Annotated in this window: 15 protein-coding genes and 1 pseudogene; 12 read left to right on the top strand and 4 right to left on the bottom strand. The window is 70.3% G+C overall.

From position 1 onward, the window contains the following. From VFV67_RS14755 to VFV67_RS14725, 7 genes and pseudogenes are all read left to right on the top strand, one after another. Positions 1-238 (top strand): annotated as a pseudogene (locus tag VFV67_RS14755) (hypothetical protein); the annotation flags it as partial. Between the two features lie 69 nt (positions 239-307). Next, positions 308-1,006: a CBS domain-containing protein gene (locus tag VFV67_RS14750; protein ID WP_326470459.1), complete on the top strand. Its 699-nt coding sequence runs from the start codon at positions 308-310 to the stop codon at positions 1,004-1,006. 185 nt (positions 1,007-1,191) lie between these two features. Further along, entirely contained in the window at positions 1,192-3,027 is a 1,836-nt protein-coding gene (locus VFV67_RS14745; RefSeq protein WP_326470458.1) for an LPXTG cell wall anchor domain-containing protein, read from the top strand. A 465-nt stretch (positions 3,028-3,492) separates the two neighbouring features. After that, positions 3,493-5,187 (top strand): SulP family inorganic anion transporter, encoded by a 1,695-nt coding sequence (locus VFV67_RS14740; protein WP_326470457.1) that lies wholly within the window; start codon positions 3,493-3,495, stop codon positions 5,185-5,187. Between the two features lie 104 nt (positions 5,188-5,291). Next, the gene (locus tag VFV67_RS14735) at positions 5,292-8,069 is read left to right on the top strand and encodes a cation-transporting P-type ATPase (protein WP_326470456.1); all 2,778 of its coding nucleotides are present in this window, start codon (positions 5,292-5,294) and stop codon (positions 8,067-8,069) included. Then, positions 8,066-8,725 (top strand): TrkA family potassium uptake protein, encoded by a 660-nt coding sequence (locus VFV67_RS14730; protein WP_326470455.1) that lies wholly within the window; start codon positions 8,066-8,068, stop codon positions 8,723-8,725. Before VFV67_RS14735 ends, VFV67_RS14730 begins: the two co-directional genes overlap by 4 nt. Continuing rightward, entirely contained in the window at positions 8,722-9,378 is a 657-nt protein-coding gene (locus VFV67_RS14725) for a potassium channel family protein (RefSeq protein WP_326470454.1), read from the top strand. The genes VFV67_RS14730 and VFV67_RS14725 overlap by 4 nt, the downstream gene beginning before the upstream one ends. Before the next feature lie 20 nt (positions 9,379-9,398). Here VFV67_RS14725 and VFV67_RS14720 read toward each other — a convergent pair whose 3' ends face one another. After that, the gene (locus VFV67_RS14720) at positions 9,399-9,677 is read right to left on the bottom strand and encodes a 2TM domain-containing protein (protein ID WP_326470453.1); all 279 of its coding nucleotides are present in this window, start codon (positions 9,675-9,677) and stop codon (positions 9,399-9,401) included. Continuing rightward, positions 9,674-10,525: an NAD(P)(+) transhydrogenase (Re/Si-specific) subunit beta gene (locus tag VFV67_RS14715; RefSeq protein WP_326470451.1), complete on the bottom strand. Its 852-nt coding sequence runs from the start codon at positions 10,523-10,525 to the stop codon at positions 9,674-9,676. The genes VFV67_RS14720 and VFV67_RS14715 overlap by 4 nt, the downstream gene beginning before the upstream one ends. Here VFV67_RS14715 and VFV67_RS14710 point away from each other — a divergent pair. Beyond that, positions 10,485-12,002, top strand: coding sequence for an ATP-binding protein (locus VFV67_RS14710; protein ID WP_326470449.1), 1,518 nt, complete (start codon positions 10,485-10,487; stop codon positions 12,000-12,002). The genes VFV67_RS14715 and VFV67_RS14710 overlap by 41 nt on opposite strands. Before the next feature lie 162 nt (positions 12,003-12,164). On the opposite strand, the gene VFV67_RS14705 is transcribed toward VFV67_RS14710, so the two are convergent. Continuing rightward, positions 12,165-13,487, bottom strand: a complete 1,323-nt coding sequence (locus VFV67_RS14705) for a hypothetical protein (RefSeq protein WP_326470447.1) — start codon at positions 13,485-13,487, stop codon at positions 12,165-12,167. Positions 13,488-13,751: 264 nt separating this feature from the next. On the opposite strand from VFV67_RS14705, the gene VFV67_RS14700 reads away from it, so the two are divergent. The 3 genes from VFV67_RS14700 (at position 13,752) to VFV67_RS14690 (ending at position 14,551) form a co-directional block, all read left to right on the top strand. Beyond that, entirely contained in the window at positions 13,752-13,931 is a 180-nt protein-coding gene (locus VFV67_RS14700) for a hypothetical protein (RefSeq protein ID WP_326470446.1), read from the top strand. Continuing rightward, positions 13,928-14,263, top strand: coding sequence for a hypothetical protein (locus VFV67_RS14695; RefSeq protein WP_326470444.1), 336 nt, complete (start codon positions 13,928-13,930; stop codon positions 14,261-14,263). Before VFV67_RS14700 ends, VFV67_RS14695 begins: the two co-directional genes overlap by 4 nt. A gap of 81 nt (positions 14,264-14,344) precedes the next feature. Further along, positions 14,345-14,551, top strand: coding sequence for a hypothetical protein (locus VFV67_RS14690; protein WP_326470442.1), 207 nt, complete (start codon positions 14,345-14,347; stop codon positions 14,549-14,551). Between the two features lie 559 nt (positions 14,552-15,110). Here the strand turns inward: VFV67_RS14690 and VFV67_RS14685 are convergent. Continuing rightward, positions 15,111-16,754 carry a DEAD/DEAH box helicase family protein gene (locus VFV67_RS14685; protein WP_414636253.1) on the bottom strand — a complete coding sequence of 548 codons (1,644 nt, stop codon included), beginning with the start codon at positions 16,752-16,754 and terminating at the stop codon, positions 15,111-15,113. Here VFV67_RS14685 and VFV67_RS14680 point away from each other — a divergent pair. Continuing rightward, positions 16,722-17,118: hypothetical protein (locus VFV67_RS14680; RefSeq protein ID WP_326470439.1), on the top strand; the 397-nt coding region annotated here is incomplete at its 3' end. The genes VFV67_RS14685 and VFV67_RS14680 overlap by 33 nt on opposite strands.

The following is a 17,118-nucleotide window of genomic DNA, read 5'->3' as shown; positions in this document are numbered from 1 at the left end:
CATCGCCGCGGTCTCCGGCTCGCTGATGCTGCTGCTGATGTGGGCCGCCGAATGGCCACTGGCCCAACACACCGCCACCGGCGAACTGACCCGCTCCACCAACCCGATCCTCGACGACCACATCATCTACGCCCTGGTCCTGCTCACCCTGGCCGCCCTCTACGCCGGCCGCTACTACGGCCTGGGCCGCCGCTGGGAACGGCTGGACATCGTGCGCCGCAACCGCTGGCTGATCTGAAACCACCCCCGACACGCCCGGCCGGCCCCCCGGCCGGGCATCCCCCATCAGCACGACAGGAGGTTCGTGATGCAGCACCGCAAGATCGGCAATGTCATGACCACCGACGTGGCCACGGTCACGGAGTCGACCCCGTTCAAAGACATCGTCCAACTCCTGGACCGGCGCCGGATCAGCGCGGTCCCCGTGCTCGACACCACCGGCCGGGTGATCGGCGTGGTGTCCCAGGCAGACCTGCTGCCCACCCAGCAGGCCCAGCAACCCACCGAATCCCGATGGCCATGGCACCGCCGCCGCCGTACCCGGGCGCACGGCACGACCGCCGGCCAGCTGATGAGCACCCCCGCGATCACCATCGCCCCGGACGCCACCATCATCGACGCCGCCAAACTGCTCGACCACCACACCATCAAACGCCTCCCGGTGGTCAACGCAGACGGCCAGTTGGTCGGCATCGTCAGCCGCCGCGACCTGCTCGGCGTCTTCCTCCGCACCGACAACGACATCGCCCAGGAAATCGCCCGCGAAGTGTTCCAACGCAACCTCGACACCGTGGTCAACCCCGCCACCGTCACCATCGAAGTCCACGACGGAGTCGTCTCCCTACACGGCCAACTCCAACGCCGCAGCCAAATCCCCATCGCCGAAGCCCTCACCCACCGCGTCGACGGCGTGGTCACCGTCCACTCCAACCTCACCTACGAACACGACGACACCCACCTGCACGTCCCCGACTCCATGGTCGTCGACATCACCCACGAGCACTGACCAGCCAGCAGAAACACGGTCACCTCCGGCGAGGTATCCCTGTCGTTCGACGGTGCGAAGTGAGGTCTTTCGCCGGTGTCGTCCCCGCTAATGCCGCGTGATTTTGGGGTTGCGGTCGCTTTTGGCGGCCGGGCTCGGAAAGGAAGACGGGTCCGAGCACGAGAGCCGACTCAGGGAGGCTTCACATGACCCGTTTAGCAAGAAAGATCGCGGTACCGGTCGGGGCGTTGACACTGGCGGTGGCCCTCGCCGCGGGAATGTCGGCGGGACCGGCATTCGCCGACGAACCCGCGGCACCGGCAACGCCGGTCGTCGAGGTAGCGCCCACCGACACCACACCGGACTCGGGTGGACCGAGCGATCCGGTCCCGCCGAGTGAAACGCCGACACCTCCAACGGAATCCTCGGCTCCGGCAGCCGATCAGGACGACACCGCGAAGCCCGCACCGGCCAGCTCCACGGCGCCACCGGTCCAAACCGATCCGCCCGCCGCGAGCGGTCAGCCGGCGCCGGCTCCGGTCGTCCCGCCGAAGGACACCGAGCAGCGGTTGCCGGATCTGCGGGTGTCCCTGGCGTTGGACAAGCCGGTCTACGACGCCCACGACACCATCGGCGTCGGGCTCACGGTCACCAACGCCGGCCCGGGCACCGCGACCGACGTGTGGGTCGACACCATGTGGGGAAACGTGGACATCGGCTGGTGGGACAGCCTGAACCCGCCGGGTGTGCGGCTCGAACCGGGTGAACGGGCCGAAGTCACCAGGCCCGGGTCGTTGCGGAGCCTGGACGCCGACCAGCTGGCCCGGATCGGGGTCACGGTGCGCTCCGCCGAGCCGGACCTGAACCCGGCGGACAACAGTGCGGAGACCACCGCCGCGGTTACCGTCGTTCGCGGCGACGTGACCGGAGTGCTGTATGCCGACCGCAACGGCAACGCCGCGATGGATCCGGGCGAGCCGTGGAGCGACGTCGACATCGAGATCAGTGGCGGCGTACCGAGCGGCTACTACAGCCAGCGGACCGACCAGCAGGGCCGGTTCGCCTTCCGTGACCTGCCAGCCGGCACCTACCAGTTCCTCTCCTTCTCCATCGACGGCTGGGCGACGGCGGTTCCGCTGGTCACTGTGGACGGCACACATGATCCCGACGTCGTGATCAGGGCGGCCCGGCCGGTGTCCGAGAGCCTGACGGTCGCGCTGGCCTTCACCAGGAACGCTTACACGGTCGGGGAAACCGCGCACCTGCTGGTGCGGCTCACCAACCGGGGCGCCGTGCCCATCCCCGGGCTGACCGCATGGTCGGAGACCGAGGGCCAATGGGGCGCGCTGTCCGCCGGCGGGCCAGGTGTGACCGTCCCGGCGTCCTCGACCGTCGAGGTCGACGTGTCCATCCCCATCCCGCCGGACGCGCCCGGCCGGGGCGGGGTGAACGTGGTCTGCTACATCGGCGATGGAATATCGGGCAGCGTGCAGGCCTCCGCGTTCGCGCGGGTGCCCGGCGTGGTGGTGCCGCGCGTGGTCGGCCGATTGAAGGCCATCGGGCTGCCCCAGGTCACGATCATGGGCGATCCTGGCTTTCCGCTTCCCGACACGAGGGTCTACCTCAGGGATCCGGTCAGCCGGGCGGTCGTGGCGCGCGCCGGGTCGGATGCCAACGGGCAGTTCGTGTTCACCAACGTGCCCGCCGGCCGCTACGACCTGGGCATCGTCGGCCCGTGGAAGATCCTGTCGATGTACCCCTACCCCACGCCCTACAACGGCGTCTGGGTCATGGCGGATCTTCCCGACATCGGGTTGTTCTACCTGTCCCCGGGACCCGAACAGCCCGACCCGGAACCGGCACCCGAGCCGGGCACCCCGCCGCCGGCACAGGGCGGGGTGACACCCGCGCAGGCTGTTGACGTGGACCAGACCGGACTGGCCTACACCGGCGCCAACGTGGTCTGGCTGGCCATCGGTGGCCTGCTCGCCCTCGCTACGGGCATCGGTCTGGTGCTGCGTCGCCGTACACCGCTTGCCTGAACGAACTCCGGGGCCTTGGTCCCCGCACAAGACAGCACCGGACCCGATCCCCGGACCGCCCGCCGTGCTATCGATCTGCCGGCATGGCACCCAGGGAATGGGCCCGGTGACAGGCGGGGTTCACGGCCGCAACCGGGTCGAGGTGCGGTGGGCAGGTTCTGGCAGCCCGCGATCACCTGGCGTGACGTGCCCGCCGCGGACTTCCCGGTGTTCGCCGAGCCCGGCTGGGGCCATCGTCCGGACCGTGGCGGTCGAGGCCGAGCGATCCTCCACGGTGGACGGGTGACGAGGCCGCGTGGACCGGGACCGGCCGCTGTGGGGGTGCTGGGTGGTCGAGGGGGCTGACCCGCGGCCGAGGTGTCGAAGAGCTGGCCGGCACGATCACCAGCGGCACGCTCAGGTGACGGGCGCACCGCTCGCCGACCGACCCACCGCGATCGCCGGCTCATCTGGTCGGATACCCCCGTGATCCGCGACACCGACACCAAGCTGGGCCGGATGCTGCCCGGGCTGGGCGTCCTGCGCCGCTACCGGCGGTCCTGGCTGCGGCCCGATCTGCTGGCCGGGGTCACGGTCGCCGCCTACCTGATACCGCAGGTGATGGCCTACGCCGAGGTCGCGGGCCTGGCGCCGGTCGCCGGGCTGTGGGCGGTGATCGGTTCGCTGCTGGTGTATGCGGTGTTCGGCTCGTCGCGGCAGCTCTCGGTCGGTCCGGAGTCGACCACCGCGCTGATGACCGCCGTGGCGATCGCCCCGTTGGCCGGCGGCGATCCCGCCCGGTACGCCGCCCTGGCCGCCGCCCTGGCGCTGCTGGTCGCGGTGATCTGCGTGCTCGGTTGGGCGGCCCGGCTGGGCGTGCTGGCCGACCTGCTGTCCCGGCCCGTGCTGGTCGGCTACATGGCGGGCATCGCCGTGATCATGATCGTCAGCCAGCTCGGCAAGATCGGCCGGGTGACCGTGCACGGCGACTCGGTGCTGGACGACCTGGGCTCCTTCGCCGGCCAGCTCGGGCAGATCCACCTGCCCACGGCGGTCCTGGCGGCCGGCGTGCTGGCCGTGTTGCTGGTGGGATCCTGGTTGTTCCCCCGGCTGCCGGTGCCGCTGCTCGGCGTGCTGATCGCCACGGCGGCCACCGCCGTGTTCTCCCTGCGGGAGCACGGAATCCAGGTGATCGGCGCCGTTCCGGCCGGGATCCCGGTGCCGGCACTGCCCGCCGTGTCCGGCGCCGACCTGGCCGCGCTGCTCCTGCCGGCGCTCGGGGTCGCCATCGTCGGCTTCAACGACAACGTGCTCACCGCCCGCGCCTTCGCCGCCCGCCGCTCCGACCGGATCGACGCCAACACCGAACTGCTCGCCCTCGGCGTGGCCAACGCCGCCGCCGGTCTGCTGCGCGGGTTCCCGGTCAGCAGCAGCGGCAGCCGCACCGTGATCGGCGACGCGCTGGGCAGCAAAACCCAGCTGCACTCCCTGATCGCGGTCGCCGCGGTCGCGCTCACCCTGCTGTTCGGCCGGCCCCTGCTCGCCCTGTTCCCCACCGCCGCACTGGGCGCCCTGGTGATCTACGCCGCGGTGCGGCTGATCGACCTGGCCGAGTTCGGCCGCATCGGCCACTTCCGCCGCAGCGAACTGATCCTCGCCCTGGCCACCACGGCCGCCGTCCTGCTCTTCGGCGTGCTCTACGGCATCCTGGCCGCCATCGCACTGTCCATCCTGGACCTGCTGCGCCGACTCGCCCGCCCACACGACGGCATCCTCGGCACCGTGCCCGGCCTGGCCGGCCTGCACGACATCGACGACTTCCCCGACGCCACCACCATCCCCGGCCTGCTCGTCTACCGCTACGACGCCCCACTGTGCTTCGCCAACGCCGACAACTTCCGCACCCGCGCCCTGGCCGCGGTCGAGGACTCCCCCACCCCCGTGCGGTGGTTCCTGCTCAACGCCGAAGCCAACGTCGAAGTCGACATCACCGCCGCCGACACCCTCGAAGACCTCCGCCGCGAACTCGCCCGGCGCGACATCACCTTCGCCATGGCCCGCGTCAAACAGGACCTCCGCGCCAACCTGCAACCCACCGGCCTGCTCGACCGCATCGGCCCCGACCTGATCTTCCCGACCCTGCCCACCGCCATCGACGCCTACCGCCAGCGGTCCGAATAGGTCGGTCCGGGCACGAAGTCCCGGCCGGTGCGGGACGTGCGCCACTGCACCGGTGCACCGGGTCGCCCTAGCGTCGAAACAGAGGGTGCCGACGGGAGCTGGAGGTGGCCGTGCTGAGCACGATCACGACGCCGGCCGCCGACCGGGAGCCCGCCGGGGCGCAGGCGCTCGCACCGGAAGCGGTGTTCGCGGCCTACGGTTGTTCGCCGCGCGGGCTGAGCTCGGCGGAGGCCGGCCGGCGGCTGGCGGCCGGCGGCCGCAACGAGCTGCCCGGGCCGCGGCGCCGGTCGCCGGTGCTGCGGTTCCTGGGCCAGTTCACCGATCTGTTCGCCGTGGTGCTGCTGGTCGCCGCGCTGTTGACCTTGTCGGCCTACCTGCTTGGCGATCCCCGGGAGATCGGCTACCTGCAGCTGACCGTGGCGATCCTGGCGGTGGTGGTGCTCAACGCGGCGATCGGCTTCGGCCAGGAGTACATGGCCGAGCGGACCGCCGAGGTGTTGCGGGCGATGGTGCCGCACCGGGCCCGGGTGCTGCGCGACGGCGAGCGGGTCGAGGTGCCGGCCGCCGAGTTGGTCGTGGGCGACGTGGCGGTGCTGGAGGCCGGCGACGCGGTGTCGGCGGACTGTCGCCTGGTCGAGGCGCACGAGCTGGCGGTGAACAACGTCGCGCTGACCGGGGAGAGCGACCCCGCCGGACGCAGCGCCGAGCCGGTCGCCGGCTCGGTGGCCCGGTTGGAGGCGCGCAACCTGGCCTGGATGGGCACGGTCGTGGCCGCCGGCACCGGCAAGGCGGTGGTCACCGGCACCGGGACCGCCACCGAGTTCGGCCGCATCTACCGGCTGACCGCCGAGACCGCCCCGGACCGCAGCCCGCTGCAACGCCAGATCGCGATCATGGCCCGGCGGGTTGCCGCGGCGGCGTTCGCCTTGGGGGTGCTGCTGTTCGCGGTGCGGCTGCCGGCCGGTGATCCGCTGGTGGAGACGTTCATCTTCGCCCTGGGGGTGATGGTCGCCTGTGTGCCGGAAGGGTTGCCGGCGACGCTGTCGGTGGCCCTGGCGATCGGGGTGCGGCGGATGGCCCGGCGCCAGGCGCTGGTCAAGAAGCTGGTCGCGGTCGAGACGCTGGGCTCGACCACGGTGATCTGCACGGACAAGACCGGCACCCTCACCCGGGCCGAGATGACCGTGCAGCAGGTCTGGGCGGCCGGCCGGATCCACCGGGTCAACGGCGTGGGCTACGCCCCCGACGGCGCGGTGGACGACCCGGCGCCGGTGCACGAGCTGTTGCGGGTGGCCGCGCTGTGCTGCGATGCCCGGCTGCTCCCGCCCAACGGCGAGGCGGGGTGGCGGGTGCTCGGCGACACCACCGAGGGCGCACTGCTCACCGTCGCCGCCAAAGCCGGCCTCGACATGGACGCCGAACTGGCCGCGGCGCCGCGGGTGGGCGAGTTCCCGTTCGACTCGACCCGCAAGCTGATGACCACCCTGCACACCCGAAACGGCCGGACCTGGGCGTTGGTGAAGGGCGCCCCGGTGGAACTGCTGGCCCGCTGCACCCGCATCCGCACCGCCACCACAGATTCCACAATGGACGATCCGGCCCGCGGACAGGTGCTGGCGGCCAACGACACCATGGCCTCCTCGGCGTTGCGGGTGCTGGCCGTAGCCGTCGGTGAGGTTCCCGACGCCCGCGTGGGTCAAGCCGATGCCGAGAGCGGACTCACGCTGCTCGGCCTGATCGGCATGCTCGACCCGCCCCGCCCGGATGTCGTCGACGCGGTGCGGACCTGCCGGGGCGCGGGGATCCGGGTGGTCATGGTGACCGGGGACTACGCGCTCACCGCGGAGGCCATCGCCCGCCGGGTCGGCATCCTCACCGAGCCCGGCCCGCCCCGCACGGTCACCGGCGCCGAACTGGACGGGCTCGACGACGAGGGGCTGCGTGCGCTGCTCGCCGCGCCCGGCGACGTGCTGTTCGCCCGGGTCAAACCCGAACACAAGATGCGGGTGGTCGCCGCGTTCAAGGACCTCGGCGAGGTGGTCGCGGTGACCGGGGACGGCGCCAACGACGCCCCCGCGCTCAAACGCGCCGACATCGGCGTGTCCATGGGCGCCTCCGGCACCGACGTGGCCCGCGAAGCCTCGGTGATGGTGCTGCTGGACGACTCGTTCGCCTCGATCGCCGCCGCCGTCGAGCTGGGTCGCTCGGTCTACGCCAACATCCGCAAGTTCCTGGTCTACGTGTTCAGCAGCAACGTCGGCGAGCTGGTACCGATCCTGGTCGCCACGTTCGCCGGGTTCCCGTTCGTGCCGATCACGGCTTTGCAGATCCTGGCCATCGATCTCGGCTCGGACGTGCTGCCCGCCCTGGCACTCGGCGCCGAACGCCCCGAGCCCGGGGTGATGAACACCCCGCCGCGCAGCCCGAAGCAGCGCCTGTTCTCCCTGTCGCTGGTGCGCCGGTTCCTCTTCCTCGGCGGCATCCAGGCCATCGGCTCCACCGCCCTGTTCTTCTGGCACCTGCACACCGCCGGCATCCCGCTCGCGGAGTTCACCCTGGACAACCCGGTCTACCGGGAGGCACTCACGATGACCCAGGCCGCCATCGTCATCGGCCAGATCTTCGTCGGGTTGGCCGTGCGCAGCGACCGGCACAGCGTCGTGCGGCTCGGCCTGCTGTCCAACCCCGCCTACCTCGGCGCCCAGCTCGTCGGGGTCGCGATGATCTGCGCGATCAGCTACGTCCCCCTGCTGCGGGAGCTCTTCCACACCGCGGCACTGTCCCTCGCCGACTGGGCGCTCGTCATCGCGTTCGGCTCGCTCGTGCTCGTCGGCGACGAGATCCGCAAGGCCCTACTGCGTCGCAAGGAGGTTGCGACATGAAAGCGATCATCATGGGCTGCGGGCGGGTCGGCGCCACCCTGGCCCACCAACTGTGCACCGACGGGCACGACGTGTGCGTGCTGGACCGTGACCCGGACGCCCGGGAACTGCTGCCCGCCGGCTTCACCGGAGAGTTCCTGGTGGGCAACGGCTACAACCGGGGTCTGCTCGAACAGGCCGGCATCGGCACAGCCGACGCGTTCATCGCGGTGACCTCCGGGGACAACACCAACATCGTCGGCGCCCGCATCGCCAAGGACGATTACCTGGTCCCCCAGGTGATCGCCCGCATCTACGACCCCCGCCGCGCGGACATCTACCGCGATCTGGGCATCCCGACCGTCGCCAGCGTGCGGTGGACGGTCACCCGGATCAACCAGCTGCTGCGGCACCGCCACGTCAACCCCGAGGTGACCTTCGGCAACGGCGAAACCCTGCTGGTGCGGGAGGTTCTCCCGGCCTGGCTGGCCGGCCGGCCCCTGCTCGACCTCGAGGTGGACCACCAGATCCGGGTGGTCGCCGTCACCCGCGGCGGTCACTCCTTCCTCCCCACCGGCGACAGCCTCGCCCAGCCCGGAGACGCGGTCAGCTTCGCCGTGGCCGCGACCGCGCTGGATCGGCTGCGCTCGTTCCTCGGCAAGGAGCTCGGCTCATGAAGATCATCGTCGCCGGCGCCGGCCGGCTCGGCGAGCAGGCCGCCCACCTGCTGTCCGCCACCGGACACCAGGTCACCGTCATCGACCGGGACCGCACCCGGCTGGCCGAACTGGCCGAGGAGCACGTTCACCGGCTGGTCCACGGCGACGCCTGCGAACCGTCCATCCTGGAATCATCCGGCGTACTCAACACCGACCTGCTGCTCGCCGCGACCGGCGAGGACGAGGACAACCTGGTCATCGCCCTGCTCGCCAAGCGCCAGTTCGCCGTGCCGCGCACCCTCGCCCGGGTCAACGACCCCGACAACACCTGGCTGTTCGACGCCCGCTGGGGCGTCGACGTCGCCCTGCCCGCCGCCACCCCGCTGATCTCCCTCATCGAGGAAGCCTCCGGCGCCACCGACACCGTCGGCCTGGTCCAACTCGCCGCGGCCGGCGTCACCCTCATCGAGACCCGCATCGACGAGCACTCCACGGCCGCCGGCCGCACCCGCACCGACCTGAGCCTGCCGCCGGGCACCATCGTGGCCGCCGTCATCCACGACACCCAACCGCTCGTCCCGGACCAGGACTACCGCTTCCATCCGGGCGATACCGTCCTCGTGGTCAGCAACACCGCCACCGAACGCGACATCCACAACGCCTTCCAGTAGGCGTTCCCATGACCGGCGGCTCAGGCCCGGCGCCGGACCTCGGCGTCGACGACCGCCTCCGTGATCGGCCGGTGCCACTTCCAGTAGTAGTCCCACAGGTGGAACACGATCGCGAGCCCCCACCCGGCGAGCACCCAACCCGGCCAGAAGTAACCCTGACCGGTCAGCAGCCACACCACCACGAGGAACCCGTTGATCACCGCATACACGAACCAGTGCGTCCACAGATCACGCCGGTCCCGCAGCCGTTTCCGGGCGCTGTCCCGCACCGTCTCGTTCTCGGTCTGCTCGATCGTCATCGCACACCTCCCGGCAAAACCGTTCCCCGCTCCCATGATCTGCCGACGGTGCGGGGCGACCAGAGCCCAAAGTCCCCGGCACTCAAGCCGTTCGCCTGCGGCTGCGGGCCGTGGTCGAGGATGGCCGGTGGGCCAAGGAGCACATGATCCGGGCCAACCTGAGGCTGGTCGTCGCGGTGGCCCGGAAGCACTACCGCAAGGGTGAACGCCGCGGCCGCGCCGAGGGCGAGGGCGAGCGCGGCGCTGCTCGCCGGATCGGCGACCAGCCACACCCCGCCCGCGATGAACAGCACGGCCAGCAGGGCGGTGACGATCCGCGCACCCGGATACAGCAGTGGCCGGCCGGGCACCCAGCCCTGCAGCTTTCCCGCCGCCACAAGGGATCCGGTGAACGTGACGGTGCCGATCACGATGTCGGCCGCGCCGGCAACCGCGGTCGTGCCGGACCCGCCGGCCGCCCGGTGCTCGATCAGGTCGACCGTGGCGAGCAGCGCGGCCGCGCCGCCGCCGACGGCGTTGAACACGCTGACCAGTTGCGGCATCGCGGTCATCCGCACCCGCAACGCCGCGACCGCACCGGGCACCGCGCCGGCCAGCACGATCCAGCCCGTAGTGGTCACGCCGCCGTGCGCGGCCAGCAGGACCACGGTGGCCAGCACGGCCGCCGCCATCCCGGCGGCCGAGAGCAGGTTGCCGCGACGCGCGGTGGCGGGCGAGTTCATCTCGTGCAGGCCGAGCTGGTCGAGCGTGGCCTTGATGTTGCGGGCGTAGGCGGTCGATGCCGCGGCGGGCATCGTGGCGGCGAGGTTGCCGGCGCCGATGACCGTCCCCCCGACGCCGGGCTCCACGCCAGATACACTCATTGTTGAGTGTCTCATGGATGAGAGTGTCAGGAATGGAGCTATGGCGGGTTTTGTCGGGCGTGAGCGCGAGTTGGCGGCACTGGACCGCGCGTTGGACAGGGTGCGGGCGGGTGGGCGCGCCGGACGACCTGGTCGGGCCCTGTTGATCCGCGGTCGGCGACGGGTCGGCAAGTCGCGGCTGGCCGAGGAGTTCGTGGAGCGAGCAGGGGTGCCGCACCTGTTCTTCACAGCGTCGGCGCAATCCAGCGTCGCGGCTGACCTCGGCCTGTTCACCGAGTCCGCCATCAGTTCGGACCTCCCTGGCGCGGAGGTGTTCCGCGACCAAACCCCCGCCACCTGGGATGCGGCACTGCGGCTGCTGGCGGCCGCGCTGCCCCAGGATCAACCCGCGATAGTGGTGTTGGACGAGATGCCCTACCTCATCGCCAACGACCCCGGGTTCGAAGGCGCGTTGCAGACGCTGTTCGATCGTGAGCTGTCGCGGCGGCCCATGTTGTTGCTGTGTATCGGCTCCGACCTCGCAATGATGGAAGCCCTCAACGAGTACGGGCGACCGTTCCACCAACGCGCCACCGAGATGGTGATCCCGCCGCTGAACCCCGCCGACGTGGCCGCCATGCTCGACCTGCCCGCAGCGGATGCGTTCGACGCCTACCTGGTCACCGGCGGCCTACCACTGATCCTGGACGAATGGCCCGACGGTGCCTCCCTCACCGACTACCTCACCGACGCGGTCACCGACCCCACCTCAGCACTACTGGTCAGCGCCGAACGCGCACTGGCCGCCGAGTTCCCCACCGAGGCACAAGCCCGCCGCGTCCTGGGCGCGATCGGCTCCGGCGAACGAACCTTCACGCTGATCGGACGGGCCGCTGGCGACCTGCCGCACGCCTCGCTGAGCCGCGCACTGCACCTGCTGACCACCAAACGCCTGGTCGACGCCACGACCCCGCTGTCAACCCAGCCCTCAAAAGAGACCAGATACGTGGTCACCGACCCCTACCTGCGGTTCTGGCTGACCTTCCTCGGCCCCCGCTTCGCCGACATCGAACGCGGCCGGGGAGACCTCGTCCTCGACCGGATCCAGACCTCCTGGACCACCTGGCGCGGTCGCGCCATCGAACCCGTGATCAGAGAATCACTCCGCCGCCTACCCGACGGCATCCTCCCGGCCGCAACCACCGCGATCGGCGGCTATTGGACCCGCACCAACGACCCCGAGATCGACATCGTCGGCGCCGACCACGCCCCGATCGCCACCCGGATCACCGCCGTCGGATCCATCAAATGGCACAACAACCGTCCCTTCGACACCCACGACCTCGCCCAACTGACGATCCACCGATCCCGGCTACCCGGCGCCGACGACGACACCCCCCTCATCGCCGTAACCCGAGCCGGAACCACAACACCCGGCATATCCACACTCGGCCCAGACGACCTCATCGACACCTGGGCCTAACGCTTCCGATCAGCCGGTCCGTTGGCATATGGACGCTGAAAGATCAAGCCGGGCAGCGTACGGGGAAGGGTTACCCACCTGTTGCCCCTTGTCCATGCGACTCACAGAACGCGGGTCCGCACCGGATGTGGGTCATTCGGCGGCGTGTTGAACGGGTCGGGCCTATTCGGTGACGCGGGCGAGGTAGTCGGGCCCGACGTCGTCCATGATCTGCGGGCGCGGTTGGCCCTGGGCGTAGGGCAGACAGCGGTCGGCCAGTTCCGCTGGGGTGCCGTTGCGGGTGGCCAGCCACCGGGTCCAGTCGGGTAGCAGCGCCACCAGTTGGTCGGCGAACTCGTCGTCGTAGTAATCGCGGATGTGCAGCACACACAGGGCCACCCGATGTGGGGAGCACGTCGCGAATACCGTGCCGATGTCGTTGATGGACCAGGAATTGGCCAGTTCCGTGACCAACTCGTCCATATCCGTCGGTGGCTCCTGCTGGTCGGCATGCCGGGCACGCAGCCACGCGGTGAACTCGACCGCCGCGGTGGCCGCGTCCAGACCGCCGTCGGGTGGGGTGTCCCGCTGCGGCATGGCCTGGTTGACGACCGCGGCCAAGCGCTTACCGCGGTGGTACTCGGCGAACTGTTCCACGCTTTCCCCACCGGGACGCATCATGCCAAGCTCGACCGGCAACAACTCGGCTAGCAGCCACGGGTCGTCCACCGGAGCCAGCGCCGTGCCCGCCGCGGCGACCTGGCCGACCGCGGCCTGCCAGTCGGTCAACGCCGCGTCCGGCGTGGGGTAGAAGCCGCTGTGCACGGTGAATGCTTGGTGCCCGCAGGCATCGATGTCCCACAAGTACCAGCGCACCGGCGCACCCACCGTGGTGATCGGCGCGGTGACGGCGAACCGACTGCCGTACCGGTCACGGGTCCACAGCACCGGCCCGGTCACGGCCGGACCGGGTGGCGTGGCCGGCAACACCCGCCCGCCTTCCGTGTCCCGCAACCGCGCGATCGCGTCGACCGCAGCCTCGCTGTCCGGATACGGCAGAATACCGGCGACCGCGGTAAGTACCCGCCAGGGCGCATGCCACGCGTCCGCCTGCCCGGTAGTCGCCTCCACTTCGGCCATGGCCGCGGTCACCAACGCCTGGGCCACGTCATGCGGGCCCATTCGGTCGTCCACCGGGGACTGCGCCGCCTCACCCAACAGTGTTCCCAACCGCAGGCACAACGCGTCTTCCACGACCATGTCGGGCTGGTTCGCTACCGCCACCACGAGATTCGCGAGCAGATTCGTCGCCGCGGCGGCGGCCAGCGACGCCCGCCGCGCCCCGATCTGCTCCCGGTAGGCGGCCAGACCCCGCCAGGCGTCCGCCAACTCACGCCGATCCTGCTCACCCAGATCAGCACCAGCGCCGAGCACATTCACGCGGGCCGGCACTCGGGACCGCCCGGACCTGCCGGACTTCTTCTTCCGCTTCCGCGACACAGGCACGGCCGGGAGCATAGGCAGCCAGCCCACCCCTCCCTGCGCCAGGCACCGTCACGCCGACAAGCCGCCGAACGATGGAGCACGCCCGTGAGGCCGAGTTCGGTGACCGCTCCATCGAACTCACCGGCTACTCGATCACCTGGATACGCCCCACCTTCAAGCCGCCCACCCGCGTGATGTACTCCCATCCGCCGAGGGAGCCACACTGGCGGCGCGATCGATCCGGGCATACCGACTGACCATCTCCCGACGCCGTTTCATACCACGGTGCTGGGCGTCGAGGTCACCGTGCAGCGTGTCGATCTGTCCAACGACGACCGGATCTTCGCGGTCTGTGTTCGGGGTCGGGACCGGCAGCGCATCCCCATCCTCGACCTGCCATTGCCGACACCCGCGCCGCGGGGTACGGAGTGGATCGAGGCGTACCGCCGGTGGCTGCGGCCATGACCGAGTCCGGGCCGCTGCAGACCGTCGGGGAGCACCGGCTGCGAATGACCGAACTGGAGGCGCTGGCCAACGTGCGCACGGTGCTGGAGCTGCGCGCGGCGGGCGGACTGCGGTGCAGCGGCAAGACCAGCCGTCCGTCCGCGGCCACCCTGCGCACCGCGGCCGAACACCTGGCGGACGGCACTGTGTCGGCGCTGGCTCAGCCACAGGGTGATCGACGAATTCAGCCGGATCGGGCAGATCAAGGGCCAACGCGCCGCCAACGCGCTCAGCGCGGTCAAACCCCGCCGCCAGGTGGTCGCCGACACCCTGACCGGACTACCGTCTGGTGAGTGGGTCGGCGTGGACGCCCTGTTCGCCACCATGCGCCGAAACCGCCTCAACCCCACCATCGCCCGCACCGACCGGGCCCTGTGGAAGCTGTATCGGTCGACCCCCAATACGGCAGCCTCGGCTACGACGGCTATCACCGCTGGGACATCCTCGAAGGCCGCTACACCCTGGCGGTGCTGTTCGAATACGCCGTCACCCTCGGCCTGATCGACCTCGACTACGTCCACCCCCACGGCGAACGCGACGACTTCCGCGACCAGTGGGGCGGCGACGACCTCGACGCCTGAGCCGCTACGACGGCCTGCAGGCCGTTCGGCTCACCGCACTCGGCCGCTACGCCCTCGGCCTGACCGACACACTTAACACCCACCCGCTAACACCACTGCGACAGTTCCGTCACTGAAGGTCCTGCCCACCCTCGACATCGTCGCCACCGGCGACCTTGCCGCCAGCGACCAGCTCCTGCTGTCCGTCTACGCCGAGCAGACCGCCGACCGGGTCCGGATCCTCAGCTCCGCCAGCCTGCTCGCCGCCATCGACACCGGACGAGACCTGACCGAACTCACCACCCTTTCTTGCCCATCACACCGACCACGAACTCCCCACCACCCTGACCATCCACGTCAAAGACGTCACCCGCCGAACATCGACGCTGACCGACCTGGGCCACCTCCGCGTGATCGAATGCTCCGACCCCGCGCTGGCCGCACTCATCAGCCACGACCGGACACTGCGCGACCTGTGCCGCCCACTGGGTGACCGCCAACTCGCGGTCGCGCCACAACAGGAAAGAAGTTCCGCACCGCGCTACGCAAACTCGGCTACGCCCTCCCCGCACAATGCTGATCAGCCGTCAGCGCGGGGACTTGCGCGGATCGGGGAAACCGAGGCCGGTGTAGCCGGGTGCCCGTTTGGCCAGTGAGGACGCCAGAACTCCAGTGTGGACGTCGTGGTAGTCGTGTACCTCGGCGGTGGACTTGCCTGGATAGGGGCGCAGGATCCGCCCGACGTACTGCACCAGCCGGCCCTTGAACGCGATCGGCGCTGCGAGAAACAGCGTGTCCAGAACGGGCAGTCAAATCCCTCACCGATGAACGATCCGGTCGCGACCACCAACACCGGTGACCCGTCCGCGGACGGGTGGAGACGGTCCAGCGCGGCGCGGCGTGCGGTGGCGCTCATCCCGCCACGCAGCACGACCGGGTCATGGCCACCTGCCCGGAGTTCGTCGGCGAATCGCTCAACGTGCGCGGTCCACTGCGTGAGCAGCAGGCAGTGTCGGCCGCGGTCCAGCGCGGCCGTCACGTCGGCGACCACCAGGCGGGTGCGGTCTTCGTCGGCGACGAGATCCCGGTAGATGGCGGCCATGCCACCGGGCGCGGTCGGGTCGGCACCGCCGGTGTAGCGATACTCGGTGTCGTGGACCTGGAGCACCGTGGCCGGTCGATAGCCGGCGGCGACGAACGGTAGTGCTGGCGCACTGTCATCACCGGCCGGGTTGGCGCGGTCGTGGGTGATGGTGTGCCGGACCGGGCCGAGCTGCAGCGCGATCAAGTCGTCGAGCTGATCACGCCGATACGGTGTGGCGGTCAACCCGAGCCATCGCCGCGCCGGGATCTGCTTGACCGCGTGCTCGAACGCCGCAGCGGGGATGTGGTGGCATTCATCGGCGATGATCAGACCATAGCCGTTGGTGAGCGCGGCGATGTCAGCCTTGCGGGCCAGGGTCTGCAGCATTGCCACGTCGATCACTCCGCGGGTCTTGGCTCGGCCACCACCCAGTTGTCCGGCTTTCACCCCCAGCAACTCGCTTATTCGTGTTCGCCACTGTTCGGCCAAGGCCTTGCGGTCGACCAGCACCAGCGTCGAGGTGGCATGTGCGGCGATGACCGCGCAAGCCATCACGGTCTTGCCCGACCCGGGCGGCGCGACCAGCACACCCAGGTCGTGGTCGCAGACCACATCCACCGCGTGCTTCTGCGAAGTGGCAAGTGTGGCGGTGAGGGTGAATGTCTGCCGGACTCCGGCGGCGCGTTCGTCGACAATCTCGAGGCGGCTGCCGGCCTGCTCGACCAGGGAGGCCACCGTGTCGGCCAGGCCACGCGGGAGCACCAGGCCGCCGTCGATGGTCTCGTCGTAGCTACGCAGGAACCGCGGCGTGTCCCAGGTGGACATCCGCAGCCGCTGCCGCTCGTAGAACAAAGGGTTCGGCATCGACGCCGCATGCTTGAGCGTCGCATGCAACGCCGGGACCAGATCATCAGCTTCCACCCGAATCCCAGCGGCCAGCCGAGCCCGCACCACCGGTGCCGGTGTCACGCGAATCTTCGTGGAGACCGTTGTGCCGAGCCGGTCCACCCCCGGGCCGACCACGATCCGGCCGGCCCGGCGGGCGACCCGGTTCACCTCACCGGGACTCATCCGCCCCAGCGATGACAGAAACGCCCACTGGTCCTCATGCGGTTCCATCGTGGCCAAGTCAAGGAACACCGTCACCCCATCCCGACGTGCCGCGCCCTGCAGCGGAGCGGCGATGAGTCCACGAAGTCGCCGACGCCGTCGGAGATCCGGTCGGGCACGTTGCCGATGTCCTCCCAGTGGATCGCGGTGGCGCAGTCGGGCAGACGCCTTGAGGATCTCACCCTGGGCGACCAGCACCGTGCCCACCGTGTGCCGCAACCGGTGCAGACTGGCCCCGGCGACACCAGCCTGTTCGGCGAGTCGATTGAACCGGTGGCTCAGACAGCCCGGCAGAATCCGCTGACGGCGAGGATCGGCCGCGAACAACCAGGGACCCTGCTGTCCGCCGGCCATCGGATGAGCTCGCCACGCCTCTACATGCTCAACCCAATAT

Origin of the sequence: Actinophytocola sp. (assembly GCF_035762905.1) — a bacterium.
Taxonomy (GTDB): domain Bacteria; phylum Actinomycetota; class Actinomycetes; order Mycobacteriales; family Pseudonocardiaceae; genus DASYTH01.
The sequence above is the reverse complement of the archived record's forward strand: the minus strand, read 5'-3'. Positions and strand labels throughout refer to the sequence as shown.